The sequence below is a fragment of the Falsiphaeobacter marinintestinus genome (genome assembly GCF_007923355.1).
Lineage (GTDB): Bacteria > Pseudomonadota > Alphaproteobacteria > Rhodobacterales > Rhodobacteraceae > Phaeobacter_A > Phaeobacter_A marinintestinus.
Genome location: NZ_VOGO01000008.1, coordinates 67,314 through 93,629 on the forward strand (window position 1 = coordinate 67,314; position 26,316 = coordinate 93,629).

Genomic DNA, 26,316 nt, shown 5'->3' on the forward strand with positions numbered 1-26,316 from the left:
CTTCAATATCTTCTCTTTCTAAATACTCAAATTCTAATGACTGCCACAGGCGCGACGTCCGCGCTTATGGCATTGACCGGAAAGCCACAAAATCCGGATGGTCGCGTCCTTGGTCTGGACGCATCGCTCCTCGGTCTGTACTTTGGCTTCAAAACGGGGCGACATGATCCCGAACCGAGGCAGATAGAGATGGATTTCCCCGAGCGGTTTTCGAACCTTCCGGCTTATGCGTTCCCGCGTCTGCGCGCCCTTCTGGACGTGCATGAACCGGGCGGCGAGGTCGTGCATATGACCATCGGGGAACCAAAGCACGCATTCCCGGCATGGGTGACGGACGTTATTGCCAGGAACGCCGCAGGGTTCAACAGCTATCCGGCCAATGACGGGACGCCTGATTTGCTGGGCGCTATAGCCGATTGGGTTCAGCTTCGGTTCAACGCCAGCGTGGATCCTGCCACGCAGGTCATGGCGCTGAACGGTACGCGTGAAGGCTTGTACAATGCTGCTATGGCGCTTTGTCCCGAGCAGAAAAATGGCCAAACGCCCATCGTGTTATCCCCGAACCCCTTTTATCAGGTCTATATGGTGGCGGCGATTTCAGTCGCTGCAGAACCGGTGTTTGTGTCCGCAACAGCCGCGTCGGGCTTTTTGCCGGATTACGCCAGCCTGCCGCCCGAGACGCTGAACCGGGTCACCATTGCCTATATCTGTTCGCCCTCGAACCCGCAGGGTGCCGTCGCCACGCGGGCCTACTGGCAAGAATTGATTGCGCTGGCCGAACAGTACGATTTTCGCATCTTTGCGGACGAATGCTATTCTGAGATCTATCGCAACGACGCACCGGTGGGGGCCTTGCAGGTCGCGCAGGAAATGGGCGCTGATCCGGAGCGGGTCGTGATTTTCCATTCGTTGTCAAAACGCTCGAACCTGCCGGGGCTGCGCTCTGGGTTTGTTGCCGGCGGACCTGACAGCATTGCCCGTATGCGCCAGTTGCGCGCCTATTCCGGAGCACCGCTTCCGGGGCCCTTGCAGGCCGCTGCGGCTCAGGTCTGGGCCGACGAGGCACACGTCGATGAGAACCGAGCATTGTACCGCGCGAAATACGCGCTGGCCGACGAAATCTTTTCCGGGGTGCAGGGCTATTTGCCGCCCGAAGCGGGGTTCTTTCTGTGGTTGCCGGTCGATGACGGTGAACAGGCGGCGCTGAAGCTTTGGACACAAACGGGCGCTCGGGTCTTGCCGGGTGCCTATCTGGCGCAGGGCGAACCCGGGGATAACCCCGGAAATCATTACATCCGGGCCGCAATGGTGGCTCCAATAACAGAACTGGAACGCGGGCTGATCACCCTGCGGAACTGTTTGTACACTTAAAGATCGAGGGTAGGGCATGGCTTCATACAACACACGCAGTCGGGATCCGTTATTCGACAGCAACATGCAGGCGGCCATTCACAAGCGTGGCAAGGAACTGGTTGGTGTATTCCTGTTTGCGCTGGGGTTGGCTGCGGCTGCGATGATCGCATCGTATACGCCGGATGATCCCAACTGGTTGGTGTCAACTGACGCGCCGGTGCAAAACTGGATGGGCAGCATTGGCGCTTCGATCGCCGCGCCTCTGTTCATGGTCGTGGGCTGGGGCAGCTGGGGCATTGCCCTTGTGCTGATGGTCTGGGGCGTGCGGTTTGCGTTTCACTGGGGCGAAGACCGTGCCGTTGGGCGTTTGGTCTTTGCACCGTTCGCCATAGCCGTCATGTCGATTTATTGTTCGACCCTGGTGCCCGGGGCCGAATGGAAAGCGACACACAGCTTCGGTCTGGGTGGGTTGTTTGGTGACACGGTCATGGGGGCGCTGTTGACGCTGCTGCCAATCGGGTCGCATTTTGCCGTCAAACTGACGTCTCTGCTGGCGGCTGCTGGCATGGTGTTTACCGGGGCCTTTGTCATGGGCTTCACCCGGTTCGAAATCTCGCGTGGAATCAGATATATCGTCTATGGCGTTGTTCTGGCCTATGGCGGTCTGATGACGCTTCTGGGCAAAGGCGCAAGCAGTGCCGTGGTTGCTGCCCGGCAGGCCCGGGGCGCCCGCGCCGAAAAGAAAGAAATGCAGCGTCTGGCTGCCGAAGCTCACGCTGCAGATCTGGAGGCCTATCAAAAGGCGCAACCCGTTTATCAGGAACCGGTTGTCGAACCGGTTTATGCCGAGCCCGCGGCAGAACCGCAGCCGCAATCCGAAGGCGGGTTCTTTAGCCGGATGCCCAGCCTGATCCGCCGGTCAGATCCGATGCCCGAGGATATGCCGGAACCTGAACTGATCGAACAGCAGCCGATTGCCGCTTTTGACGCGATGCCGGGCGATGACCGGATTCGCGCCAAGATCGCCAGCGCTGTGCGGTCGCGCCAGCAGCCCGATAGCTATGTCGAACCAGATCCGACGCGCCCGTTGACCCGCGGTCGTGGCCGTGGTCCCGATCCTTTGGTGCTGGACACCACCGGCCCGACTGGGTTGCCGCCCGAGCCGCCTGTCATGGGAACCCCACAGCCACAACCGCAGGCCGAGCCTATGTTGACCGCACAGCGCGTCGACGAGGCGCTGACTCTGCCACGTGCGCCCGCGATTTCGATTCACGATACCGTTGCCGCGCCTGAACCTCAGCCGATGCCCGAGCCGCAGCCCTTGCCGCTGGCCGAGCCCGAGCCGATTGCCCCGCAGATCCCGGTGGCTGAGCCGCGCAAGGTTGTACAAAACCCGGTACGCAAGGCTCCGGCCCCGTCGCGCCGTGCACAGGCCGAAGCACAACCGGCCCTCGCGTTCGAGGACAAAGCGCCAGAGTTTGAATTGCCGCCGCTTAGTCTGTTGTCCAATCCGATCAACATTGAGCGTCATCACCTGAGCGATGAGGCCTTGGAAGAAAATGCCCGCATGCTGGAAAGCGTGCTGGATGATTATGGCGTGAAGGGCGAAATCGTCAGCGTCCGTCCGGGTCCTGTTGTGACGATGTACGAACTGGAACCGGCTCCGGGTCTTAAGGCCAGCCGCGTGATCGGTCTGGCCGATGATATCGCCCGGTCGATGGCGGCGCTGTCTGCGCGTGTGTCGACCGTTCCGGGTCGCAGCGTGATCGGTATCGAACTGCCGAACGAAAAGCGCGAAATGGTGTCGTTCCGCGAAATCCTTGCCGCACGCGATTTCGGCGACAGCAACATGAGCCTTCCGCTGGCGCTGGGCAAAGACATTGGCGGCGATGCCGTCGTGGCGAATCTTGCCAAGATGCCCCACCTGCTGATTGCCGGGACCACCGGTTCAGGTAAGTCGGTGGCGATCAACACCATGATCCTGTCGCTGCTTTACAAGCTGACGCCGGACGAATGCCGCCTGATCATGATCGACCCCAAGATGCTGGAACTGTCTGTCTATGACGGAATCCCGCATCTGTTGTCGCCCGTTGTGACCGATCCGAAAAAGGCCGTTGTCGCGCTGAAGTGGACCGTGGGCGAAATGGAAGAACGGTATCGCAAGATGTCCAAGATGGGCGTGCGCAATATCGAAGGCTACAACGGTCGTGTCCGCGAGGCATTGGCCAAGGGCGAGATGTTCAGCCGAACAGTGCAGACCGGGTTTGATGATGATACCGGTGAGCCCGTCTTCGAAACGGAAGAGTTCGCCCCCGAGGCGATGCCGTTTATCGTTGTCATCGTCGACGAAATGGCCGACCTGATGATGGTCGCAGGCAAAGAGATCGAAGCCTGCATTCAGCGTCTGGCGCAAATGGCGCGGGCGTCGGGCATTCACCTGATCATGGCCACGCAACGCCCGTCGGTTGACGTGATTACCGGCACGATCAAGGCCAACTTCCCAACCCGGATTTCGTTCCAGGTGACATCGAAGATCGACAGCCGCACCATCCTGGGTGAAATGGGTGCCGAACAGCTGCTGGGTATGGGCGACATGCTGTATATGGCGGGTGGCGCCAAGATCACCCGCTGCCACGGCCCGTTCGTGTCGGATGAAGAAGTCGAAGAGGTCGTCAATCACCTCAAGGGCTTTGGTCCAGCAGAGTATGTCGGCACCGTTCTGGACGGTCCGGATGATGACAAAGAGGCTGATATCGATCTGGTTCTGGGTCTTGGTGGCAATACCAATGGCGAAGACGCACTGTATGATCAGGCCGTTGGCATCGTGATCAAGGATCGCAAGTGTTCGACATCGTACATCCAGCGCAAACTGGCCATCGGGTACAACAAAGCCGCGCGCCTTGTCGAGCAGATGGAAGAGCAGGGGTTGGTCTCGGCTGCCAACCACGTCGGCAAGCGCGAAATTCTTGTGCCCGAACAGGAATGACACCAGCAAGGATCGGCCCAATCCGGGCCGATCCCGGTGACCTCACGCTGTCGTGATGCTATGCGGGCTGAAACTGTCCCATTCGGACCATAGGTGCTTGATATGAAACATCTGTTCCGCACGGCATGTGCCGCTTTGCTTGTTACCGCCTCGTCTGTCGCAGCCGACGGTAAACTGTCGTTGTCCGAAATCTCGGGCTATCTGAACGGGATGAAGACGGCCGAAAGCCCGTTTACCCAGATCAACGATGATGGCAGCCTGTCCACGGGCAAATTGTATATGCACCGCCCGGGCCGAATGCGGTTCGAATATGCCCCGCCTGACAGCGCCACCGTCGTGGCGGGGGGCGGCGCTGTTGTGATCCATGATCCCAAATCAAACCAGCCGCCCGAAACCTATCCGCTGAAACGCACGCCCCTGTCGATCATCTTGGCCAAGCGGGTGGATCTGGCGAAAGCGAACATGGTGGTTGGACATGGATTTGACGGCACCGCCACGATCGTGACAGCACAAGACCCCGAAAATCCGGAATACGGGCGGCTCGATCTGATGTTTACGGGCGATCCTGTCGAGTTGCGCAAATGGGTGGTCTATGATGCTGGCGGATCACAGACCACCGTGATCCTCGGTGGTCTGGAAACCGGTATGCCGCTTAGCAGTACGCTGTTTTCGACCAGCGGCGGCGGGGGTCAGGGGTTTAACCGCTGACCCTTCAGAACTTGGTTTTGGTGCAGCGACGCAGTTGATCACGATAGACATCTGATCGCGAATCCACGCTATCTGCGACCCGGATCAGCCAGCTTTTGCTGTTGTAACTACCGCGGGCAAATCCGGTATGGCCTTCGTGATAGGCCAGATATTGATTGCGGGCGTCGGTCATCGCCACACCATTTCTCTTGTTGGTCTTGTTCATGTACCAACCCATGAAGTCTGACGCATCGCGCATCTTGTTGCGCCGAGCACCGGATCGCCCGACTTCCTTTTTGTACTCGTCCCACGTGCCATCCAGCGCCTGGCTATAGCCATAGGCGCTGCTTTGGCGGCCCATCGGAATCACGCCCAGTACATATTTATGCGGGGTGCGCGCGTCTGAGCGGTATTTGCTTTCCTGATAGATCGTCGCCATCTGCACATGGATGGGCACGCCCCATTTCTTTTCAGTCTTCAGGAATGCCCGTTCGTATTCCGGGCGCTCGCTGAGAATGCTGCAGGCGTTATCCAAATTGCGCGGAGGCGATTTATAGCCACCCCCACAGGACGCCAGAGTCAGCGTCAATATCATTGCGAACAGAGTTCTGCTCATCTGCCTCATGCCTTTTTCTTACAATTCTATCGCATCCTGACGAATGTTGAAATCACAATCGCTAGAGCAGCAGTGCAAGAATGACTGGCAGTGACGCAACAGACATAACTGTTGAAATGACGACCAAACCGGCAACCGACGTCGAATCTGCGTTGTATTTTTCGGCCAGCAGAAAGGCGGTGACTGCCACCGGAGTCGACATTTGCAGGACAAGCACGCCGAATGCCGCGTCATCCAGCCCGAAAGCGCGCCCGACACCCCAGGCAACAGCAACACAGATCACCAGCTTGAGCAGGGAGATCCAGACAGATCGGCCAAGGCTGCCGGGCGTCAGGCGCGCAACCGCTACGCCCAGCGTGATCAGCATCAGCGGGATCGCCATCTGACCCAACAATTCAAGGGTGTTGGTCAGAAACACCGGTGTCGTCCAGCCCTGCCACAAAAACAGCCCACCCAGAAGCGTTGCCGCGACCATCGGTTCGGTCAGGATCTTCAGGAAAGACCCCTGTCCGGCCACCAGTCTTAGGCCAACGGTAAAGGTGCCGATTGCTGTGACGGCGAACACGACAACGGCCAGCCCCAACCCGGTTTCACCAAAAGCGAACAGGGCCAGCGGCAAACCTACATTTCCGGTATTGCCAAAGATCATCGGTGACAGATAGGTCCGCCGGTCTAGGTTCAGAAGCCGAAGCACTACAAAAGACAGGATCAGGATCGCACCATGGGCAACCAAAGCGGCCAGCAGCAAGGAGGTTACAGACTGACGTTCGACGTCCAGCTGCATCAGCGCCACAAACACCAGACTGGGCACCGCCAGCGTCATTCCCAGGCGGGTCACGAACTCCAGCCGGTACTCGAATCCAAGCTTCACCCAGGCAAAGCCGATCCCGGCCAGCAAAAACACCGGAGCGACGATTTCCGCCACTGTCAAAGCCAAGTCCACAGTTTGTTTCTCCTGAAAAGCCGCTTGGGGGGTTGGACAAAACCCCTCGGTTGGGGGTACTAACCATAACTATGGGCTGCAAGACTATGCTGAAAACACGCGCGAAATATCATCTGGGCCAGGTTGTCCGGCACAAGAAACACCCGTTCCGCGGGGTGGTTTTTGATGTCGACCCTGAATTTTCCAATACGGAAGAGTGGTATCTCTCTATTCCCGAGGACAGCCGTCCCCGGAAAGAGCAACCGTATTACCACCTTCTGGCTGAAAACGACCAAAGCTATTATGTGGCTTACGTGTCTGAACAGAACCTGGTGGCTGACTATTCAGGCGAACCTGTCGACCATCCGGACATCCCGGATATGTTTGGCCCGTTCACCGATGGAACGTACCCGCTTCATTTCCACATGAATTAAATACCGCTTTAATTCAAAGGTTTGGTAGGCGGCCATGTGGCCGCCTTTTTCAATATCCCAACGCGCAGCCATCCTTGCGCGGGTCACTTGCGCCTTCCAGAATGCCGTCATCCCGGATCCGGATCGCCTGTGCCCCGCCGATCGCGGTGACCGGGATGGCGACCGTATGGCCCATATCGGTCAACTCTTGCCGCACGGCGTCTGAATACCCGCGTTCGACATTGAAAATGCCCGCGTCCGAGAAGCAGCGTGGAGCGTCCAGCGCAGCCTGCAAATCCATCCCGAAATCCGTCAGATTCGACACGAATCGGGCATGGCCATTCGGCTGATAAGCCCCGCCCATGACACCAAAGGGCAGGAATACCCCGTTTTTGTTTCTGAGCATGCCCGGAATGATCGTGTGCATAGGCCGTTTATTGCCACCCAATTCATTCGGATGCCCTGCCTCCAAAGTGAATCCCGCGCCGCGGTTCTGGAACAGGATGCCAAACTTGTCGGTCGCAATCCCCGAGCCAAAGCCGTGAAAGATCGAATAGATCAGCGATACGACCATGCGATCCTGGTCGACAACGGTGATATAGATCGTGTCCTTGTGGACCTCTTCGGTCAGCGGCGCGGCAGCGGCCATGGCGCGTTTCGGATCTATCAACGCCGCCAGTTGCGCGGCGGTCTCCGGGGCCAGCATGTGTTCCAGCCGCATGGTCATGTCGGGGTCGGCAATAAACCGGTTGCGCGCGTCATAGGCCAGTTTCGCAGCCTCGGCTTCGATATGGGCGCGCTGGGCCCCGAAAGGCTCCATTCCGGCAATGTCGAAATGCGACAGGATGTTCAACATAAGGATCGCGGTCGCGCCCTGACCATTGGGCGGATGCTCGACCAGATCGACACCTTTGTAGGGGCCGCTGACCGGCGTGTCCGTGCTGCAGCGGGTGGCGGCAAAATCCTCAAGCGTGTGGACACCGCCCTGTGCGTTCAAAGCCGCGACCATGTCTTCGGCGATCTCACCGGTATAAAAGGCATCGCGCCCGTCCTTGGCGACCCGCCGCAACACCTCGGCCTGTCCGGGCGCCCGGAAAACCTGACCCGGTTTCGGTGCCTGACCATCAATAAGGAACGCCTGCCGGGCATTGCCCTTTAGGGTATCGGCATCATTTGACCAGTCAAACGCAACGCGAGGTGCCACTGGAACTCCGGTGTCGGCATAATGAATCGCTGGTGCCAGAATGCGATCCAGCCCCAGTTTCCCTTCGGTTTCCGACAGATGGCAAAATGCATCGATTGCGCCCGGTATGGTCACAGCATCGGCACTGTGGGTCGGGATCTTGGCTTTTCCGGCGGAACGAAGGGCTTCTGCACTGGCCGCAGAGGGCGCCCGGCCTGACCCATTTAGCGCGTGAACCTCGTCGCTGCCCGGACGTGTGTAGAGTACAAAACAATCGCCCCCCATACCGGTCATCTGAGGTTCGCAGATCCCCAAAAGCACCGCCGCCCCAACGGCTGCATCCATCGCGTTTCCACCCTGCTTCAGGATTTCGACCGCCGTTTGCGCCGCCAACGGATGTGACGTGGCACACATGCCTTCGCTGCTCAGAACGGCGGATCGGCCGGGCATTTGGAAATCACGCATGGTTTAGCACTCCCTAATCTTGCAGAAGCGGACCCTAGGACAGAGCCGGGGGTTTTCCAATCTTGATTTTTTTTGGGGGAAAGGTAGTCCTCGACGCCGCCCATAAGGTGGGGGCTGTTAAAGCGGCGCCGAGGGAAGCGTTTTGCAGCTACACGTACGGTATGGCCTGTGTTTGCGGCGCCAGTTTGAACCGATTGAGGCAGTTTCAGGGCAAGGGCCCGGACTCGGATGGCGGGACCAGATCTTTGGCCTGAATCCGAAAGAACAGGCTCAACAGGTTGCACCCTTCATCCCTGTCATAGCGTACCGCACTTGTCAGCGACTGGATCAGGAACCAACCAAACCCGCCTTCCGGCAAGATGCCATGTTTTTTCGACGGTTGGATCAGGCGTGCGGTCGGGATTCGATTGGCTGGCAAAGGGCGACCGTCATCCCGCAGCCGAATAACCAGATGATCGGCAGCCATCATGACCCGTAACCAGATCTGGCCTTTGCCAGGGGCCTCATACGCGTGCTCGACGATGTTGTTGATTGCTTCAGCCAGAACCAGTTCAACATCGCCCGCGCGTTCAGGCGACAGACCAGAGCGGCGAAGCCGATCCAACACCGACAGAATGCAGCGCCGCGCCTCCATCTGGTCAGTTTCACAGCTTTCTTTGAAATCGTTCAGCACGACATCGGGCCTCCGGGCCAGCGGTCAACCCGCCTGCAGATCCATCGCATCCTGCAGCGTTGGATAAAGGTCAAATACCGTATCCATCCGGGTCAGGCGGAACACTTTGTCGACCATCGGCGTCAGCCCAGCCAGATCCAGGCTTCGCCCTTTGCCAAGTTGTTTCATCGAGGCCACGATTGCCCCAAGCCCGCTAGAGTCAATGAATTCAACCCCCGACAGATCCAAAATGATCCGGTCCGGTCCGGAATCGGTTTCCTTGCGCATGTCTTCCTTGAATTGGATCGCAATAGCCGCATCAATGCGTTCGGCGTGAACGCAGACAATGCGGCTGCCTTCGGTATCCTTGCTGGTCAGGCTCATCCGGTTCTCCGACTGACGATTGTTTCCGCCAAGGCTAGACGCCAATCCTTACCATTCAGTATGCAGGCACAAAGAATTGGAGGACCGATATGAAAGAAGTCGTGATCGCAGGAGCCGCCCGCACCCCGATGGGTGGTTTTCAGGGGATGTTTGACGGCGTCGACGCCGCAGACCTTGGTGGAGCAGCAATCAAGGCCGCGCTGAAAGGCGCCGGGGCCGAAACCGTCGACGAAGTGTTGATGGGATGCGTGCTGCCTGCGGGGCAGGGGCAGGCTCCGGCCAGGCAGGCCGGGTTCGCTGGCGGGCTGGGCGAAGACGTTCCGGCCACCACCCTCAACAAGATGTGCGGCTCGGGCATGAAGGCCGCGATGCTGGCCTATGACCAAATTGCGCTGGGCGACCGTGATACGATGATTGCAGGCGGCATGGAAAGCATGACCAACGCGCCGTACCTCTTGCCAAAAATGCGCGGTGGAGCCCGTATTGGACATGGTCAGGTGGTCGACCACATGTTCCTTGATGGCCTGGAAGACGCCTATGACAAGGGCCGCCTGATGGGCACCTTCGCCGAAGACTGCGCCGAAGCATTTCAGTTCACTCGCGAGGCGCAGGATGAATACGCTCTGACGTCGCTTGCGAATGCTCTGGCAGCTCAGGACAGCGGCGCCTTCGACGATGAAATCGCGCCAGTGACACTCAAGACCCGCAAGGGCGAGGTCGTGAACGATTCTGATGAACAGCCCAAATCCGCCCGCCCCGACAAGATTCCAACGCTGAAACCGGCATTTCGCAAGGATGGCACAGTGACAGCCGCCAATTCGTCGTCAATCTCCGACGGTGCAGCGGCGCTGGTCCTGGCCTCGGCTGATGCTGCTGAGGCCCAAGGGTTGACCGTCCGCGCGCGCATCCTGGGTCATACTAGCCACGCACAGGCCCCGGGCCTGTTCACCACGGCCCCGGTTCCCGCAGCCCAGAAGCTTCTGGAAAAGATTGGCTGGAGCAAGGATGACGTTGATCTTTGGGAGGTTAACGAAGCCTTCGCTGTCGTGCCCATGGCTTTCATGCATGAGATGGGCCTGCCCCGCAACAAGGTGAACGTGAACGGCGGCGCCTGCGCGCTGGGTCATCCAATTGGCGCATCTGGGGCGCGGATCATGGTGACCCTGCTGAACGCATTGGAAAAACGCGGTCTCAAGCGGGGCGTCGCCGCGATTTGCATCGGTGGCGGCGAAGGTACCGCAATCGCAATCGAGCGGGTTTGACGATCTTCTCTTTGAAAATACTTCGGGGGTGAATTGGCCCAACGGGCCAAGAGGGGGCTGGCCCCCTCCCCCTGACCAACAGGGAACCGCCGCTGCTTGCCTCAAGTCGTTTGGTCGATCTGGGGTACCACAGCGGTCTGCACTTTGAATTCAAACCGCTTTTGGTGCCTCTGCATTGCCGCAAAAAACGGCGAAGATGCTGCCAAATTGGGTTTGTGCAGCGCAGTTTTTACCCCCCTCATTTTGGAGCCTCCTTAAAAATGGTGGGTTGGGAGTGAAAAAATACGTGCAAATTTCACCAAACTGGGCAATCGTGAAAAAGAGGACGCAAATTTCACGGAAGCGAATCGTGTTTCAAAGTCGACCAGACAGCCCCCAAACCCTTGGCGCCGATCTGCGCGCCCTGCGCAAGGCGCGGGGAATTACGCTGGCAGATCTGGCCAGGCAGTTGGGACGCTCGGTCGGGTGGTTGAGCCAGGTTGAACGTGATCTGTCCGAGCCTTCGGTAACCGACCTGCGCCACATCGCAGCGGCGCTGGACGTTCCCGTATCCATGTTGTTCGCGCATGATCCGGTCCGGGCCGATGAAGCCGGGTATGTGGTGCGAAAAGGCTCGCGCCGCCCGCTGGGATCAGGCGAGGCGGGGCTGGTCGAAGAATTGCTGTCGCCCGATCTGACGGATGATTTCGAAATGGTGCACTCAACCTTCGAACCGCATAGCCGCATCGGAGAAAAGGTGACCCGCCCGACGCAAGAGGTCGGCTACCTTTTGTCGGGCAAGCTCGATCTTGAAATCGGCGCGCGCAAATTCACCATTCACCCCGGTGACAGTTTCCGCATTCGCGGTGAACCGTTCCGCTGGATCAACCCCTACGGCGAACCTGCAGTTGCGATCTGGGTGATCGCGCCGCCGGTGTATTGATTGGAGTGACGTGATGCATACTGGTTCCTGCCTTTGTGGCGACGTCCGGTTCGAGATTGACGGTGACCTGACCCCGCCGTCGGCCTGTCATTGCGGTCAGTGCCGCCGCCAGTCGGGCCATGTCTGGGCCTCGACCCATATCCCGAACGACCGGTTCCGCCTGACCAATAACGTCGGCCTGCGCTGGTTCCAGGCCAGTGACATTGCCCGTCGCGGGTTTTGCGGCCATTGCGGATCGTTCCTGTTCTGGGACCCCAAGGACGAAGACGCGATTTCTGTTTCCATGGGGGTACTTGATGCCCCAACCGACACCACGCTCGCCCGCCATATCTTTGTGGCCGACAAGGGTGATTATTACGATCTGAACGACGGTCTGCCGCAGAGCGACCAGTAACGGAGAATGAGATGAGCGATTTCCCAAACAAGGCCCGTGTGGTCATCATCGGCGGTGGCGCTGTTGGCACATCGTCGCTGTACCATCTGGCCAAACGCGGCTGGACCGATTGCGTTCTGCTGGAAAAGAACGAACTGACCGCTGGGTCCACCTGGCACGCGGCGGGCAACGTTCCGACCTTTTCGACCTCGTGGTCGATCATGAACATGCAGCGGTATTCGACCGAACTTTATGCTCGTCTGGGCGAAGAGGTCGATTATCCGATGAACTATCATCAGACCGGATCGATCCGGCTGGCGCATACCAAAGAACGGATGCAGGAGTTCGAACGCGCCTGTTCGATGGGGCGTTATCAGGGCATCGAGATGGAGATGTGGACGCCTGAGCAGGCCAAGGAACGCTACCCGTTCATCGAAACGCACGATTTGATGGGTGTTTTGTACGATCCGACCGATGGCGACATTGACCCGGCCCAGCTGACTCAGGCCCTGGCCAAAGGCGCGCGCGATATGGGCGCGCGGATCATCCGGTTCTGCCCAGCCACCGGCGTGACCCAGAAGGAAGACAAGACCTGGATCGTGCACACCGACAAAGGCGATATCGACTGCGATTATGTCGTCAACGCCGCCGGGTATTATGCTCAGCGTGTCGGGGACTGGTTCCTGCCCTATGGCGGACGCACCGTGCCGATGATGGTGATGAGCCACCAGTATCTGCTGACCGAACAGATCCCTGAGGTCGAAGCGTGGAGCAAGGAGCATGGCAAGAAACTGCCGCTGATCCGCGATGTCGATGTGTCCTATTACCTGCGACAGGAAAAGAACGGTTATAACCTTGGCCCTTACGAGCCCAACTGCCGTGCGCATTGGACTGATGACAGTGATCCGATGCCCGACGACTTCAGTTTTCAACTGTGGCAGGACGATCTGGACCGGATCGAAGATATCGTGACCGACGCGATGGAACGCGTTCCGCTGATGCAGACCTCGGGTGTCAGCAGCGTTATCAACGGCCCAATCCCCTATGCGCCTGACGGCTTGCCGCTGATCGGCCCGATGCCCGGTGTCGAGAACGCCTTCGAGGCCTGTGTGTTCACCTTCGGCATCGCGCAGGGCGGCGGTGCGGGCAAGGTGCTGGCCGAATGGATCATCGATGGTCACACCGAATGGGACATGTGGTCGGTCGATCCCCGCCGCTACACCGACTACACCGATCACGACTATTGTGTGCAAAAGGGTATGGAGGTTTATGGCAACGAGTACGCCATGCACTTCCCGGCGCATGAATGGCCCGCCGCACGCGACAGGAAACTGTCGCCTGTCCACGCCAAGGTCAAGGAACTGGGCGGCGTCATGGGCGCCTACAACGGATGGGAGCGCGCCAACTGGTTCGCCCAACCCGGCGATGACACGTCCGAGGACAGCACCCACACCTGGGGCCGGTCTGGCCCTTGGGAACAACGGATCAAGGAAGAATGCGAAGCCGTGCGAGACAATTGCGGCGTGCTCGACCTGCCGGGATTCTCGCGGTTCATGGTTCGGGGCGAAGGCGCGGCCGAAACCCTGCGCGGGCTGATCACCGGTGGTTTGCCGAAAGTTGGCCGGATCAACCTGGTTTATATCGCGGATGACCGTGGTCGGATCCTGACCGAGATGTCGTGTATGCGGCTGGAAGACGATGCATTTGTCATGATCACTGCGGCCACAGCGCAGTGGCACGATCGCGATATTTTGCAAAAAGCGATGCCCGACACCGTCACCGTCGATGACGTCACAACGACTCGCGACACGCTGATCGTCACCGGGCCAAAATCACGCGAAACTCTGGCAAGCCTGACCGACGATGCTGATCTGTCGCTGGGTTGGCTGACCCATCAGCGCGCCACGGTCGCTGGACAACCTGCTTATCTGATCCGCGTGTCGTTTGCCGGAGAACTCGGCTGGGAAGTTCACGCTCTGAACGAACATGTGCCCGCAATTTATGACGCGATCCTGGCGGCTGGGGCAAAACCATTCGGTATGTATGCTCTGAATTCGCTGCGTCTGGAAAAAGGATACCGGGCTTGGAAGGGCGATCTGTCGACCGACTATTCGCTGTTCGAAGGCGGGCTGGATCGGTTCGTCAAGCTCGACAAACCACAGGATTTCCCGGGCAAACAGGCCCTGATGAACGAAAAGCAACAAGGCAGCGCCAAGCGGTTCGTCACACTGACCGTCGACGCGGGCGATGCAGATGCGCCTTACATGTCAACGCTTTGGCATGGCGGAGAAGTTGTTGGTGAAACCACCTCGGGCGGCTGGGGGCATCGTATCAATGGGTCGATTGCGCTGGGCATGCTGCGCAGCGATCTGGCCGTTCCGGGCACCGAAGTCGCAGTCGACATTTATGGCAAAAAATGCCGGGCCGTGGTGCAGGAAGATCAACCGCTCTGGGATCCCTTGAACGAGCGGTTGCGCGCGTGATCCAAGCCCCTGCAACCATGTCCGGTGTCCTCCTGACCTGCCACGGCGGGCCAGAGGCGCTGGTCTGGCGCAGGGATTTGCCGGTACCTGTTCCCGGACCGGGGCAGGTGTTGGTACGGGTGTTGGCGGCGGGTGTGAACAATACCGACATCAACACACGGATCGGCTGGTATTCACCGGATGTTACCACTGCCACCGGGGCAGTTGATCAGGATGTCGAGGCTGGCGGCTGGGGCGGGGCGCTGACCTTTCCGCGCATTCAGGGCGGAGACCTGTGTGGCAAGGTCGTCGCAGTTGGGCCCAAGACCCAGCGTATTCAGATCGGTCATCGGGTGACCTGCCCGATCAACCTGCCGCGACCCGTGCCGGGCAACCCGCAGGGCTTCATTGCTCTGGGGTCTGAAATTGACGGGGCTTTCGCCGAATACTGCTTGATGGAAGAAGGCGATCTGTATGACGTCAGCGCATCGCCACTGTCGGATATCGAAATTGCGGCAATGCCCTGCGCGTTCGGAACGGCTGAGAACCTGTTGGTCCGTGCAAGCGTTACCGCTGGCCACAAAGTCCTGATCACCGGGGCCTCGGGCGGGGTTGGTCTGGCGGCCGTCAAGCTTGCGGCGCTGCGGGGCGCAGAGGTCAATGGTATTACCGCACCCGCCAAGGCCGACGTGGTCCGCGATCAGGGGGCCACCCATGTCCTGCCTCGCGATGCGACCTTGCCAGCTGATACCTATGACCGGATCATTGATATCGTTGGCGGCCCGGCCTGGCCTGATCTGATCCGCGCCCTGAAACCCGGCGGGCAGTATGCCGTGTCGGGGGCCATCGCCGGACCCGTGGTGGAAATGGATCTGCGCGAGGTTTATCTGCGCGACATCACCATCCACGGCTGCACCCATCAGGCCCCCGAGGTGTTCGGGCGGCTCGTCGGAATGATCAATGAGGGCCGCGTGCGTCCGCTGATCTCAAAAACCTACGCCTTGAGCGAGATCGCCGCTGCGCAGGATGATTTTCAATCCAAACGCCACCCCGGCAAACTTGTCCTGATCCCGGCAGAGGAGCACACATGACTGAGATAACATTGATGGACGGCTCTATCGGTCAGGAGCTTGTGAAACGCCATGGTGACTCCAGCTCGCCGCTCTGGTCGACACAGGTGATGATGGACACACCCGATGTGCTGTCCAAACTCCACAGTGACTATTTCGCCTGCGGGGCGACGATCGCCACGACCAATACATACGCGGTCCATCGCAGCCGGTTGGCACCTGTCGGCTTGCAGGATCAAATCCCGATTCTAATCGACACTGCCGTTGCACAGGCCGAACGGGCGCGGGCGAACTATAAGGGGGGGCGGATTGCCGGATCGCTTGGTCCGCTGCTGGCCTCTTACCGTCCCGATCTGAACCCTGACCCCAGCGAGGCGTCCCTCAAGTTTGGCGAACTGGTGTCGCTGATGCAGCCACGGGTTGATCTGTTCCTGATCGAAACGGTCTCTTCCGTGCAAGAGGCGGATGGCGCGCTGCGCGGAACCGACAATTGTGGCAAACCGGTCTGGATGGCGCTGAGTGTTCAGGACGATGATGGAACCAAACTGCGCTCTGGCGAAGATCTGTGCGTGATCCGTCCGCTTGTGGAAAAATATGCGCCAGACGCCGTGCTGATCAACTGCACGCGCCCTGAATCGGTGCCCGCCGCGCTCGACATCCTGAAACCTTTCTGCCCCCGGATCGGCGCCTATGCCAATGGCTTCACCAAAATCGACGATGGGTTCCTGAAAGATCGCCCTTCGGTCGACGCCCTGTCAGCCCGCGCTGACCTTGGTCCCGAAAAATACGCTGATCATGCAATGGCATGGGTCGGTCAGGGTGCCACGATCATCGGCGGCTGTTGCGAGGTCGGACCGGCCCATATTGCCGAACTGGCCCGCCGCTTGCGCGCCGCAGGTCATGACGTTGTGTGATCTCGCCCACCCGGGCCCTGCTTCTTTCTTGTTCCAAATACCCCGGGGAGCGCGAGGGGCAGCGCCCCTCGCCCCGGTCGGGTTGCGTTAGCGACCCGAAACCCAGACCTTCATGCAACAGGATTCATCATGACCAACCTTCCCCAAACAGCACGCGTGGTGATCATCGGCGGCGGCGTTGTTGGCTGCTCCGTGGCCTATCACCTGACGAAACTCGGCTGGACAGATGTGGTCCTGCTTGAGCGCAAACAACTGACCTCGGGCACCACCTGGCATGCAGCAGGTCTGATCGCCCAGTTGCGCGCGACGTCGAACATGACCAAGCTCGCCAAGTACAGTCAGGAACTCTATGGCAGCCTTGAGGCTGAAACCGGTGTCGCCACGGGCTTTAAACGGGTGGGCTCGATCACGGCTGCCCTGACCGGTGAACGGCTTGAGGAACTGCACCGTTCTGCTGCTATGGCGCGTGCCTTTGGGGTCGAAGTGGAAGAAATCTCGCCGGATGAGATCAAGACCCGCTATGACCATCTCAACATCGATGGCGTGACCGGGGGGGTTTACCTTCCAAAAGACGGGCAGGGTGATCCGGCCAACATCGCTCTGGCACTCGCCAAGGGCGCGCGTCAGCGTGGCGCGGTCGTCAAAGAGCGGATCTCGGTCACTAGCCTGACCAGGGACGGTCGTCGTGTGACCGGGGTTGATTGGGCCAGCGACGATGGCAAGGATCAGGGACATATCGCCTGCGATATGATCGTGAACTGCGCTGGCATGTGGGGGCACGAGGTTGGCCGCATGGCGGGCACCAACGTGCCGCTTCAGGCTTGCGAACATTTCTACATCGTGTCCGAACCCATCGCCGGGCTGACCCAAATGCCCGTGCTGCGGGTGCCGGATGAATGCGCGTATTACAAGGAAGACGCGGGCAAAATGATGCTGGGGGCCTTCGAACCAGTGTCGAAACCCTGGGGGACGATCCCGAAGGATTTCGAATTCGACCAACTGCCCGAAGATTTCGATCACTTCGAACCGATCCTTGAAATGGCCGTCAACCGGATGCCGATGCTGGCCGAGGCAGGGATCCATACTTTTTTCAACGGTCCCGAAAGCTTTACGCCCGATGATGCCTATCACCTTGGCCTTGCGCCCGAGATGGACAATGTCTGGGTTGCCGCAGGGTTCAATTCGGTCGGCATCCAGTCGGCGGGCGGCGCGGGCATGGCGCTGGCGCAATGGATGGAAGACGGCGCAAAGCCCTTCGATCTGGGCGATGTCGACATTTCGCGGATGCAGCCGTTTCAGGGCAACAAGCGCTATCTGATGGAACGCTCGACCGAAACCCTTGGCCTGCTGTATGCCGATCACTTCCCGTATCGCCAAAAGGCCACAGCACGCGGAGTCCGGCGCACGCCCTTCCACGCGCAACTGGCCGAAAACAGCGCCGTCTTTGGCGAATTGGCGGGATGGGAGCGCGCCAACTGGTTCGCCCGCACAGGCCAGGAAAAAGAGTACCAATACACCTGGAAGCGGCAGAACTTTTTCGACAATGTTGCGGATGAGGTCAACGCGGTGCGCACCAATGTCGGCATGTATGACATGTCATCTTTCGGCAAAATCCGTGTCGAAGGCCCGGATGCCGAAGCCTTCCTGAACCATGTCTGTGGCGCGGATATGTCCGTGCCAGCGGGCAAGATCGTCTATACCCAGTTCCTGAACCCGCGCGGCGGGATCGAAGCGGATGTGACCGTGACGCGCCTGTCAGAAACCGCCTATCTGGTTGTCACCCCGGCTGCCACGCGACTGGCCGATGAAACCTGGATGCGCCGCCATCTGGGTGACCATCGCGCCATCCTCACCGATGTTACGGCAGGCGAAGGCGTTCTGGCCGTCATGGGGCCGAATGCGCGTAAACTGCTGCAGGCGGTCAGCCCGAATGATTTCGGCAATGACGTGAACCCCTTTGGCACCGCGCAGGATATCGAACTTGGCCTTGGCCTCGCCCGTGTCCACCGCGTGTCTTATGTCGGTGAGCTGGGATGGGAGATCTATGTCGGCTCGGACATGGCGGCCCACGCCTTTGAGACCCTGTGGGAGGCCGGGCAGGATATGGGCCTGAAATTGTGTGGCATGCACATGATGGACAGTGCCCGGACCGAAAAAGGCTTTCGCCATTTCGGCCATGACATCACCTGCGAGGATCATGTGCTTGAGGCGGGGCTTGGCTTTGCGGTCAAGACCGCCAAACCTGACTTCATTGGCCGCGATGCGGTGCTGAAGAAAAAGCAAGACGGACTGTTAAACCGTATGGTGCAGTTCAAGCTGACCGACCCCGATCCGTTGTTGTATCACAACGAACCGATCCTTCGGGATGGCGAAATTGTCGGCTACCTCAGCTCAGGGTCCTACGGTCATCACCTCGGGGCGGCGATGGGCATGGGCTATGTCCCATGCAAAGGCGAAACTGTTGCCGATGTTCTGGCCTCGACCTATGAGATTGACGTGGCAGGCACGCGGGTCAAAGCCGAAGCTTCCCTGAAACCGATGTACGACCCCAAGTCGGATCGCGTCCGCGCCTGACCAAAAGTGCCCTGGCGATCTATCATACTCTGTGATGGGTCGCCGCACAGAATGCCGTGTTTCCTTGCCTGCCAGACCTGCCATAGAGTCGCCAAGTAAGGCGGGGGATGAACCATGGCGCAGGCCAAACCACAGACCGAAAACATGGACACCCCGCAAGGTCTGGCCTTTGCGATCACGGCCTATCTGCTGTGGGGTTTCCTGCCGATCTATCTTAAGATCGTATCCTATGTGCCAATGGCCGAAGTATTGGCGCATCGGATCATCTGGTCCGTGCCCGTTGCCGGCGCGGTCCTGATCGCCCTGGGCCGCACGCGTGATATCCGCGTCGCGCTGCGGTCACCGCATATGCTGGCGATGGGGCTGGTGACGGCAGCGCTGATTTCGGTGAACTGGGGGATCTATGTCTATGCGATCGCAACGGATCAGACGCTGGATGCCGCGCTGGGCTATTACATCAACCCGCTGTTCAGCGTGTTTCTGGGCGCTGTCCTGCTTGGTGAGCGACTGAGCCGCCTGCAAATCGTGGCCATCGCGCTGGCGGCACTGGCGATCATCGTTCTGGCCGTTGATGCCGGGCGCCTGCCGTGGCTGTCGCTGGCCCTGACAGTCAGTTGGGGGTTCTACGCCTTCTTCAAGAAATCGCTACCCATCGGCCCAAACCAAGGGTTTCTGCTGGAGGTTTTGATTCTTTCAGTGCCTTCTCTGGGCTATGTTGTCTGGTTGGCAGCCAATGGGGAGGGTCACTTTCTGGCAGGTATCCCGACGGACACCTGGTTGCTGATCGGTTGCGGGCCGGTCACGGCAATTCCGCTGTTGGTTTATGCAAACGGGGCCAAGCTGCTTCGGCTTTCGACCATCGGTATCCTGCAATACATCGCGCCGACGCTGATCATGCTGGTGGCGGTTTTCATCTTTGACGAACCCTTCGGACAGGCGCGGATGATCGCCTTCCCGATGATCTGGGCTGCGCTTGTGCTGTATTCGATCCCGATGATCCGGGCGATGCGACGGGTCTGAACGTCACCGCGGAAATGTGCGCCTGCGGCGCATACGATTGATATGCGCTAACGCGCAAGTGGCGAGGCTCTGCCTCGCGCTCCGGGATATTTACAGCAAGAGGAAATGAGCAGCGCTTTGTCTTCCTCTTGCTCAAAATATCCCGGGGGAGGCCGAAGGCCGGGGGCAGCGCCCCCATCATATGGCTTCAGGACAGGGCTTCGCGGAATTTCAGGAACCTTGCATCCGTCATCACGCGGGCATTCATAGCCTCGCGCAGGGCACCAACCGATTTGTAGGGGCGCATTACGACTTCGAACTGGTCGATCAGGCCATCATCGTCGAGTGTGATCAGATCAACACCCACTGCATCGAATTCCCCGATTTTGCACTGAAACTCAAGCGCCCAGTCTTTGCCTTCACCCATCACCCGACGATAGCGAAAGTCCGAGAACGCATGTCCGACATGACCCAGAACGGCAGCCACAGGTTCACGCCCGGTCCAGGTCTTCCAATAGGTGGGCGGCATGAACCGCACCTGTTCGGCAAGGATCTCACCGATTTTGTCTTCCTGGCCTGACGCGACGATTTCCATCATGCGTGTGATCGTTGGGTGCATCTTTTGTCTCCTGTCCGGTGTTGGGCTCAGGATGCGGTTGGCACCCTTGCAGGTCCAGTGCGACGTGGGGTTAGGTTGCCCCTGTGCCGCTAAGTCACTAATCAACACGCTATGAGTGCTGATGACTATGACCCGCCGCAGGATCCGCTTGAGATTTTGCACGAAGACGCCCAGGTGCTGGTCGTCAACAAGCCTGCCGGTTTGCTGAGCGTCCCGGGCCGTGGGCCTCAGCTGGCTGATTGCCTGCTGACCCGTGTTCAGGCCGCTTTCCCGGACGCGCTGCTTGTGCATCGGCTTGACCGGGATACATCTGGCGTGATCGTTTTTGCCCTGACGGCGCATGCGCAGCGCAATCTGTCGATGCAGTTCGAAAAACGCAGTACGCGCAAGACCTATGTGGCGCGGGTGTCCGGTGTGCTGGACCCAAAAACCGGTACGGTTGATTTGCCGCTGATCGTGGATTGGCCAAACCGGCCTCTGCAGATGGTGTGCCATGAGACGGGCAAGCCTGCGCTCACCGACTGGAGGGTGGTTCGCTATGACGGTGACACGACCCGCGTCAAACTGATGCCCAAGACGGGGCGGAGCCATCAGTTGCGGGTTCACATGCTGGCGCTGGGCCACGTCATTCTGGGCGATCCACTATATGCAGAAGGCGCGGCGCGGGCGTATCCGCGGTTGATGTTGCATTCAGAAGAATTGCGCCTGAAGCATCCTGAGAGCGGCAAGTCGATGAAGTTCAGGGCCGCGCCGGACTTTTGACAAATCCGCCTTCGGCGAGAGTATTTTTCAAGAGAAGATGGGGATCAGGACGTGATCCGGATCCAGTCGAGCGGTAGAATATCGGGGTTTTGCAACTTGGGGTCGGCGAACCAGCTAGCAGGGCCTGCGATCCGTTTGTCCGGGGTCGCGTTCAGCCAGGCCGCCCACCACGAGAATGAGGAATTGGCAATGATGTTGTGCTGGCACAACGACATCAGACGCATGTCTTCAAAGTCGGTCTCGGGCCCATTGAAATCGACCACGATTTTGTCGACCGGCAGGGGCAGATTGTCTTTTGCCCATTGTGGGTCATCGGAAAAGACAAAGACAGTTGGTGTGCCTTCAAGACCATTCAGAATGTGGTCCAGTGCTGCCTCGTAATAAGCCTGATCGCATAGCACATGGGCATCCAGAGCAACGTAGTCTCCGCGCCGGACATGCAGGGCGATGGCTGTTGTGTCGCGAATGCGATTCGCCATTTCGGCGTTCTGCGGGGTGCTGACGTCAGGAAAAGCAAAGGCGGCGCGGATGTCATCGGCAATATGCGCGAAATAGCGTTCTGTCTGCCAATACCCGTGCAGATAGGTATCATCTGACCAGGCCTCAAAAGCCGGATTGTACCCCAACCCACGCTCGCGTCTGTACGCGGGGCTGCCACCGCCGTACCGCCACACGGCATATCGAAGAAGGTTTTCGTGGCGGGTCGGAGGCAGTGCAGCTGGGTCAGAAACGGATAAGTTAAAGACTCGCGTCAACACGCCATCGCCTTTTCTTAATGCGTCGCGGGGGTCCAGGGCGATCCCGGTCCCCAAACGTGCCGCAAGTCCGGCAGCCGCCGCATATTGAAACATCTGGTTGCCTAAGCGGCCGTGCAGGCGGGTGGTGATCATGGCGTGTCCCTGAAGATCTTGCCCGTGTTTAGCGTCAAATCGGCGGGCGAGCCAGAGGCCGGGGGGTTGACGCAAGGCAAGGCCACTCCTAAATGACGCTCTCAGGTTCGGGTCCCCTGCCGCTCGCTGGCGTTTGCCATGGTGAAACCCGGTTCTTCGACATCTTTGCCCTTTCGGCATGATCGGTAAGACAATGCGAGCCGCTTCCACCCAATGACATGCCCTTGAAAGCGTGAGGCAAGAAGATGACGGACCTGAAAGACAACACCCGAATTGCCGGGTACAAAGCCCAGGCCAAAAGGCTGCGGCAGGAACTGACTGGCAAAGGGAACGAGATCACCCATGCTCAGGCGCTGGAGCTGGTCGCGCACCAGAACGGCGCGCGTGACTGGAACACGCTGCGCGCGCTTGCGACGCGACCGGGAAATGACCGGCCCCTGGCTGTCGGTGACCGGGTGGCCGGGCGCTATCTGGGACAGACCTTTACCGGATATGTGCATGGGTTGACCCATGCGCCCAATGCAAAGCATACGCGGATCACGCTGCATTTCGATCAGCCCGTGGATGTCGTGACGTTTGATAGCTTTTCATCGTTCCGGCAACGCGTTAGCGCGACAATCGGCGAGGATGGGACATCCGTCTACAAGACTTCGGATGGATCACCGCAACTGGTCGTGACCCAGGCGTAACTTGTGCTTGGACTAAATCAGACAAAGCCGCCCCAAGGGGCGGCTTTGCGTGCATTTGGGGGTGGGGTCAGTTTGTCGACCAGCCGCCGACGGCTTTGACTTCGAGGAAATCCTCGATGCCCCAGACACCGCCTTCACGACCGTTGCCGGACTGCTTCATGCCGCCGAAAGGCGAGCCTGCGGAGCGGGACTGACCGTTCATTTCGACCATGCCCGAGCGCAGCACACGGGCCATGCGGTTGGCGCGGTCCCCGTCCTGGGTCTGGACATAGTTGGTCAGGCCATACGGCGTGTCATTGGCGATCTCGACTGCTTCTTCTTCGGTTTCGAACGGGATGATTGTCAGGACCGGGCCAAAGATCTCTTCGCGCGCAACCGTCATCTGGTTGTTGACGTCGGCAAAGACGGTCGGCTTGACGTAATAGCCTTTGTTCAAACCATCCGGACGCCCGGTGCCGCCTGCAACAAGCCGGGCACCTTCGTCGATGCCCTTCTGGATCAGATCCTGGATCTTGTTCCACTGCAGTTCGTTCACCACCGGGCCGATATGGCGGCCTTCTTCGTGGGCGTTGCCGACCGTGACCTTGCTGGCAACTTCGGCTGCGGTTTCAACGGCTTGATCATAGACACCTTTCTGAACCAGCATCCGGCTGGGCGCATTGCAGCTTTGACCGGTGTTGTTCATCATGTGCAGTACGCCACGTTTGACGGCCTTTTCGTCGGCATCATCAAAGATCACGTTGGCGCCTTTGCCGCCCAGTTCCAGATGCACCTTCTTCAGCGTATCGGCGGCGTTCTTCGAAATTGCGGTTCCGGCGCGGGTCGATCCGGTGAACGAAATCATGTCAACATCCGGGTGGCCGGACAGCTGCGAGCCCACGCCGACACCATCGCCGTTCACAAGGTTGAACACACCCGGCGGGAAGCCAGCTTCGTCCACCAGTTCGGCAAAGATCATCGCGTTCAGCGGGCTTTGCTCGGACGGTTTCAGAACCATGGTGCAGCCTGCGACAGCCGCCGCGCCGACCTTCAGCGTGATCTGGTTCATCGGCCAGTTCCATGGCGTGATCAGACCGGCGACGCCCACTGCTTCGTGGATGATCCGGTCGTTGGGCGCGCGATCACTGAGCGGCTTTTCAAATTCGAACGCTTTGGCGGCGCGGATGAAATTCTTGAGGTGGTACAAACCTGCGCCAACCTGTTGAGTGCGCGCCATGTCAATCGGTGCGCCCATTTCGGCGCTCATCGCCTGGGCCATTTCTTCGCCCTTGGACTGATAGAGATCGGCCAGCTTTTCGACCATCGCGATCCGTTCGGCTGGCGGGGTTGCCATCCAGCCGGGCAAAGCCGCCTTGGCGGCTGCGACGGCGGCGTTTGTGTCCGCTTCGCTGCCCAGCGAAATGACGGCGCAGGGCTCTTCGGTGGATGGGTCAATGACCTCGAAATCATTGGGCTGCGACGGGGCAACCCAGTGCCCGTTGATATAGAAATTGCGCTTATCAATCATGTTCCATGTCTCCCAGAAGCGGAACGATTTCCGGCATGCGGGCCGGATTTCCGCAGGCACTGTTTCACTCCAGACCGCCCGAAGCAAGGGCGATCACCTGCTTTTTGACGGGCAGCCAAACCCGTTCAGAAAAACATGCAGACAGGATGTCGCAAGGGGATGCGGCATCGTCAGAAAACCCCTAAGTTGGCTGCAGGACACGTCACATACCGACTCTCAAAGAGGAGACCGCAATGGGATTGCGCATCAACGATACTGTTCCGAATTTCACCGCAGAAACCGACCAGGGAACGATCACCTTCCACGACTGGATTGGTGACAGCTGGGCGATTCTGTTTTCGCACCCCAAGGATTTCACCCCGGTCTGCACCACCGAATTCGGCGCTGTCGCACAGCTGGCGGACGAATGGGCGGCCCGTAACACCAAGGTCATCGGCGTGTCGGTTGATGGCGTTGAAGAGCATAAGGGCTGGAAGAAAGACATCGAAGGCTTTGCAGGCACGGCCGCCGGCTTCCCGATCATCGCGGACGAAGGTCTTGCCGTGTCAAAGGCCTTCGACATGCTTCCGGGCGAGGCTTACATGCCTGATGGCCGCACCCCTGCCGACAGCGCCACGGTGCGCGCGGTTTTCATCATCGGACCGGACAAGCAACTGAAGCTGTCGATGACCTATCCGATGAACGTGGGCCGCAACTTTGCCGAAGTTCTGCGCGCGCTGGACGGGCTGCAGACGGCGGCGCGTGAAAACGTGGCGACCCCGGCCAACTGGACCCCGGGAGGTGATGTCGTGATTCCGACGGCGGTCAGCGATGCAGACGCCAAGGCAAAATACGGCGAATTCACCACGCATTTCCCGTATCTGCGCACAACAAAGCTGCCCGGTTAAGGGCGTTGCGGGCGCAGGGCAACCTGCGCCCGATACCACGCGCGCTTGATCTCGCGCGCAAGTTTGCCTTTGCCCCGGACTTTGGTCTGGATGGTCGATCCGCCAATTTGCGCCGCAACTTCACGGTTACCATTCGGCAAGATCGCGTGGATCTTTTGACCACTTTCCCAATGCATCTGAAGAAACGTGTCGACGGGCCGGTCGATCTGCTGCGTAGTCGCCAGCAATCGTTCTGCAGCCCCGCGCCCAACAACCTGACAGATACATTGAAGCCCAATCACGCGCGGCAGAATGAATCGCATTTCCCCATGTTTTGCTAGAATTTGCGCCGGTTTTTCGCGGGCCTTGACGGGCATCCGCACGTACATCTCGGGGGTGCCATGTGCTTTGATCAGATCCAAAGCCGCCGCCAGACCGGCGGGATCCACTGCCAGATCATCCTCGGCGATCAGCCCATAGTCCAATCCGCTGTCGACAATCCGTTGCCAGCACCGTCGGTGGCTTTGAAAAACGCCGATCTCTGCCGGAGTCATGGCAAACGGATAACCAGGCGATAACAATGTTCCATTCCGCCAATCGACGTCGGCAATCTGCGCCGGATCACGTCCAACGACGGCGCCCACGATCTCGGCGTCCGGCAAATCAGCCAGCAACCTTTGCGCATTGGGCGCGCGTTTATCGTCGCCGATCATATGGATGATAAATGATTTCATGGCGGCACATTA

General features: G+C 59.2%; 24 protein-coding genes. 15 read left to right on the plus strand and 9 right to left on the minus strand.

Annotation, left to right across the window (positions count from 1 at the left end; translation table 11 throughout):
* Positions 1–189 precede the first annotated feature (189 nt).
* The 3 genes from FOY56_RS16940 to FOY56_RS16950 all read left to right on the plus strand — a co-directional run bounded on the left by FOY56_RS16940 (position 190) and on the right by FOY56_RS16950 (position 5,047).
* Entirely contained in the window at positions 190–1,371 is a 1,182-nt protein-coding gene (locus FOY56_RS16940; protein WP_146347059.1) for an aminotransferase class I/II-fold pyridoxal phosphate-dependent enzyme, read from the plus strand.
* A gap of 16 nt (positions 1,372–1,387) precedes the next feature.
* Positions 1,388–4,339 (plus strand): DNA translocase FtsK, encoded by a 2,952-nt coding sequence (locus FOY56_RS16945; protein ID WP_146347060.1) that lies wholly within the window; start codon positions 1,388–1,390, stop codon positions 4,337–4,339.
* Between the two features lie 102 nt (positions 4,340–4,441).
* Positions 4,442–5,047, plus strand: coding sequence for a LolA family protein (locus FOY56_RS16950; RefSeq protein WP_146347061.1), 606 nt, complete (start codon positions 4,442–4,444; stop codon positions 5,045–5,047).
* Between the two features lie 4 nt (positions 5,048–5,051).
* Here the strand turns inward: FOY56_RS16950 and FOY56_RS16955 are convergent, their stop codons facing one another.
* Positions 5,052–5,642, minus strand: a complete 591-nt coding sequence (locus FOY56_RS16955) for a transglycosylase SLT domain-containing protein (RefSeq protein ID WP_146347062.1) — start codon at positions 5,640–5,642, stop codon at positions 5,052–5,054.
* A 61-nt stretch (positions 5,643–5,703) separates the two neighbouring features.
* Positions 5,704–6,585, minus strand: a complete 882-nt coding sequence (locus FOY56_RS16960; RefSeq protein ID WP_146347063.1) for an AEC family transporter — start codon at positions 6,583–6,585, stop codon at positions 5,704–5,706.
* A gap of 86 nt (positions 6,586–6,671) precedes the next feature.
* Between FOY56_RS16960 and hspQ the strand changes: the two genes are divergently transcribed.
* A complete protein-coding gene (gene hspQ, locus FOY56_RS16965; protein ID WP_146347064.1) occupies positions 6,672–6,998 on the plus strand; it encodes a heat shock protein HspQ in 327 nt (108 codons plus the stop codon).
* Positions 6,999–7,047: 49 nt separating this feature from the next.
* On the opposite strand, the gene FOY56_RS16970 is transcribed toward hspQ, so the two are convergent.
* The 3 genes from FOY56_RS16970 to FOY56_RS16980 form a co-directional block, all read right to left on the minus strand.
* Positions 7,048–8,625, minus strand: coding sequence for a gamma-glutamyltransferase family protein (locus FOY56_RS16970; RefSeq protein WP_146347065.1), 1,578 nt, complete (start codon positions 8,623–8,625; stop codon positions 7,048–7,050).
* A gap of 205 nt (positions 8,626–8,830) precedes the next feature.
* A complete protein-coding gene (locus FOY56_RS16975) occupies positions 8,831–9,298 on the minus strand; it encodes an ATP-binding protein (protein ID WP_246139515.1) in 468 nt (155 codons plus the stop codon).
* Between the two features lie 24 nt (positions 9,299–9,322).
* Positions 9,323–9,661, minus strand: coding sequence for an STAS domain-containing protein (locus FOY56_RS16980; RefSeq protein WP_146347066.1), 339 nt, complete (start codon positions 9,659–9,661; stop codon positions 9,323–9,325).
* A gap of 89 nt (positions 9,662–9,750) precedes the next feature.
* Between FOY56_RS16980 and FOY56_RS16985 the strand changes: the two genes are divergently transcribed.
* The 8 genes from FOY56_RS16985 to rarD all read left to right on the plus strand — a co-directional run bounded on the left by FOY56_RS16985 (position 9,751) and on the right by rarD (position 20,258).
* Entirely contained in the window at positions 9,751–10,923 is a 1,173-nt protein-coding gene (locus FOY56_RS16985) for a thiolase family protein (protein WP_146347067.1), read from the plus strand.
* A gap of 349 nt (positions 10,924–11,272) precedes the next feature.
* On the plus strand, positions 11,273–11,845 hold the full coding sequence (locus FOY56_RS16990; protein WP_246139516.1) for a helix-turn-helix domain-containing protein: 573 nt from the start codon (positions 11,273–11,275) through the stop codon (positions 11,843–11,845).
* Positions 11,846–11,858: 13 nt separating this feature from the next.
* Positions 11,859–12,239 carry a GFA family protein gene (locus FOY56_RS16995; RefSeq protein ID WP_186766370.1) on the plus strand — a complete coding sequence of 127 codons (381 nt, stop codon included), beginning with the start codon at positions 11,859–11,861 and terminating at the stop codon, positions 12,237–12,239.
* 11 nt (positions 12,240–12,250) lie between these two features.
* Complete coding sequence (locus tag FOY56_RS17000; protein WP_146347070.1) at positions 12,251–14,701, plus strand: GcvT family protein; 2,451 nt, start codon at positions 12,251–12,253, stop codon at positions 14,699–14,701.
* A 17-nt stretch (positions 14,702–14,718) separates the two neighbouring features.
* Positions 14,719–15,771, plus strand: a complete 1,053-nt coding sequence (locus FOY56_RS17005) for an alcohol dehydrogenase family protein (RefSeq protein WP_146347071.1) — start codon at positions 14,719–14,721, stop codon at positions 15,769–15,771.
* Positions 15,768–16,664 (plus strand): homocysteine S-methyltransferase family protein, encoded by an 897-nt coding sequence (locus tag FOY56_RS17010; protein ID WP_146347072.1) that lies wholly within the window; start codon positions 15,768–15,770, stop codon positions 16,662–16,664. The genes FOY56_RS17005 and FOY56_RS17010 overlap by 4 nt, the downstream gene beginning before the upstream one ends.
* A gap of 129 nt (positions 16,665–16,793) precedes the next feature.
* Positions 16,794–19,238 carry a GcvT family protein gene (locus tag FOY56_RS17015; protein WP_146347073.1) on the plus strand — a complete coding sequence of 815 codons (2,445 nt, stop codon included), beginning with the start codon at positions 16,794–16,796 and terminating at the stop codon, positions 19,236–19,238.
* Between the two features lie 114 nt (positions 19,239–19,352).
* On the plus strand, positions 19,353–20,258 hold the full coding sequence (gene rarD / locus FOY56_RS17020) for an EamA family transporter RarD (RefSeq protein WP_146347074.1): 906 nt from the start codon (positions 19,353–19,355) through the stop codon (positions 20,256–20,258).
* A gap of 187 nt (positions 20,259–20,445) precedes the next feature.
* On the opposite strand, the gene FOY56_RS17025 is transcribed toward rarD, so the two are convergent.
* On the minus strand, positions 20,446–20,856 hold the full coding sequence (locus FOY56_RS17025; protein ID WP_146347075.1) for a nuclear transport factor 2 family protein: 411 nt from the start codon (positions 20,854–20,856) through the stop codon (positions 20,446–20,448).
* A 111-nt stretch (positions 20,857–20,967) separates the two neighbouring features.
* On the opposite strand from FOY56_RS17025, the gene FOY56_RS17030 reads away from it, so the two are divergent.
* Positions 20,968–21,618, plus strand: a complete 651-nt coding sequence (locus FOY56_RS17030) for an RluA family pseudouridine synthase (protein WP_146347076.1) — start codon at positions 20,968–20,970, stop codon at positions 21,616–21,618.
* 44 nt (positions 21,619–21,662) lie between these two features.
* On the opposite strand, the gene FOY56_RS17035 is transcribed toward FOY56_RS17030, so the two are convergent.
* Entirely contained in the window at positions 21,663–22,508 is an 846-nt protein-coding gene (locus FOY56_RS17035; RefSeq protein ID WP_146347077.1) for an alpha-1,2-fucosyltransferase, read from the minus strand.
* 245 nt (positions 22,509–22,753) lie between these two features.
* Between FOY56_RS17035 and FOY56_RS17040 the strand changes: the two genes are divergently transcribed.
* On the plus strand, positions 22,754–23,197 hold the full coding sequence (locus FOY56_RS17040; RefSeq protein ID WP_146347078.1) for a glyoxalase superfamily protein: 444 nt from the start codon (positions 22,754–22,756) through the stop codon (positions 23,195–23,197).
* Positions 23,198–23,264: 67 nt separating this feature from the next.
* On the opposite strand, the gene FOY56_RS17045 is transcribed toward FOY56_RS17040, so the two are convergent.
* Positions 23,265–24,704, minus strand: coding sequence for an aldehyde dehydrogenase family protein (locus tag FOY56_RS17045; protein WP_146347079.1), 1,440 nt, complete (start codon positions 24,702–24,704; stop codon positions 23,265–23,267).
* A gap of 233 nt (positions 24,705–24,937) precedes the next feature.
* On the opposite strand from FOY56_RS17045, the gene FOY56_RS17050 reads away from it, so the two are divergent.
* Positions 24,938–25,591: a peroxiredoxin gene (locus FOY56_RS17050; protein ID WP_146347080.1), complete on the plus strand. Its 654-nt coding sequence runs from the start codon at positions 24,938–24,940 to the stop codon at positions 25,589–25,591.
* Here FOY56_RS17050 and FOY56_RS17055 read toward each other — a convergent pair.
* Complete coding sequence (locus tag FOY56_RS17055; protein ID WP_146347081.1) at positions 25,588–26,304, minus strand: glycosyltransferase family 25 protein; 717 nt, start codon at positions 26,302–26,304, stop codon at positions 25,588–25,590. The two genes, FOY56_RS17050 and FOY56_RS17055, sit on opposite strands and share 4 nt — an antisense overlap.
* Between the last annotated feature and the right edge of the window lie 12 nt (positions 26,305–26,316).

Bases quoted from the DNA above. Each gene is read 5' to 3' on its own strand.
- FOY56_RS16995 (WP_186766370.1), top strand. From the start codon at position 11,859: ATGCATACTGGTTCCTGCCTTTGTGGCGACGTCCGGTTCGAGATTGAC.
- hspQ (WP_146347064.1), top strand. From the start codon at position 6,672: ATGCTGAAAACACGCGCGAAATATCATCTGGGCCAGGTTGTCCGGCAC.
- FOY56_RS16955 (WP_146347062.1), bottom strand. From the start codon at position 5,642: ATGAGCAGAACTCTGTTCGCAATGATATTGACGCTGACTCTGGCGTCC.
- FOY56_RS16970 (WP_146347065.1), bottom strand. From the start codon at position 8,625: ATGCGTGATTTCCAAATGCCCGGCCGATCCGCCGTTCTGAGCAGCGAA.
- FOY56_RS17035 (WP_146347077.1), bottom strand. From the start codon at position 22,508: ATGATCACCACCCGCCTGCACGGCCGCTTAGGCAACCAGATGTTTCAA.
- FOY56_RS17005 (WP_146347071.1), top strand. From the start codon at position 14,719: ATGTCCGGTGTCCTCCTGACCTGCCACGGCGGGCCAGAGGCGCTGGTC.
- FOY56_RS17030 (WP_146347076.1), top strand. From the start codon at position 20,968: ATGAGTGCTGATGACTATGACCCGCCGCAGGATCCGCTTGAGATTTTG.
- FOY56_RS17050 (WP_146347080.1), top strand. From the start codon at position 24,938: ATGGGATTGCGCATCAACGATACTGTTCCGAATTTCACCGCAGAAACC.
- FOY56_RS16985 (WP_146347067.1), top strand. From the start codon at position 9,751: ATGAAAGAAGTCGTGATCGCAGGAGCCGCCCGCACCCCGATGGGTGGT.
- rarD (WP_146347074.1), top strand. From the start codon at position 19,353: ATGGCGCAGGCCAAACCACAGACCGAAAACATGGACACCCCGCAAGGT.
- FOY56_RS17055 (WP_146347081.1), bottom strand. From the start codon at position 26,304: ATGAAATCATTTATCATCCATATGATCGGCGACGATAAACGCGCGCCC.
- FOY56_RS16945 (WP_146347060.1), top strand. From the start codon at position 1,388: ATGGCTTCATACAACACACGCAGTCGGGATCCGTTATTCGACAGCAAC.
- FOY56_RS16940 (WP_146347059.1), top strand. From the start codon at position 190: ATGGATTTCCCCGAGCGGTTTTCGAACCTTCCGGCTTATGCGTTCCCG.
- FOY56_RS17000 (WP_146347070.1), top strand. From the start codon at position 12,251: ATGAGCGATTTCCCAAACAAGGCCCGTGTGGTCATCATCGGCGGTGGC.
- FOY56_RS17025 (WP_146347075.1), bottom strand. From the start codon at position 20,856: ATGCACCCAACGATCACACGCATGATGGAAATCGTCGCGTCAGGCCAG.
- FOY56_RS17010 (WP_146347072.1), top strand. From the start codon at position 15,768: ATGACTGAGATAACATTGATGGACGGCTCTATCGGTCAGGAGCTTGTG.
- FOY56_RS16980 (WP_146347066.1), bottom strand. From the start codon at position 9,661: ATGAGCCTGACCAGCAAGGATACCGAAGGCAGCCGCATTGTCTGCGTT.
- FOY56_RS17045 (WP_146347079.1), bottom strand. From the start codon at position 24,704: ATGATTGATAAGCGCAATTTCTATATCAACGGGCACTGGGTTGCCCCG.
- FOY56_RS16950 (WP_146347061.1), top strand. From the start codon at position 4,442: ATGAAACATCTGTTCCGCACGGCATGTGCCGCTTTGCTTGTTACCGCC.
- FOY56_RS17040 (WP_146347078.1), top strand. From the start codon at position 22,754: ATGACGGACCTGAAAGACAACACCCGAATTGCCGGGTACAAAGCCCAG.
- FOY56_RS17015 (WP_146347073.1), top strand. From the start codon at position 16,794: ATGACCAACCTTCCCCAAACAGCACGCGTGGTGATCATCGGCGGCGGC.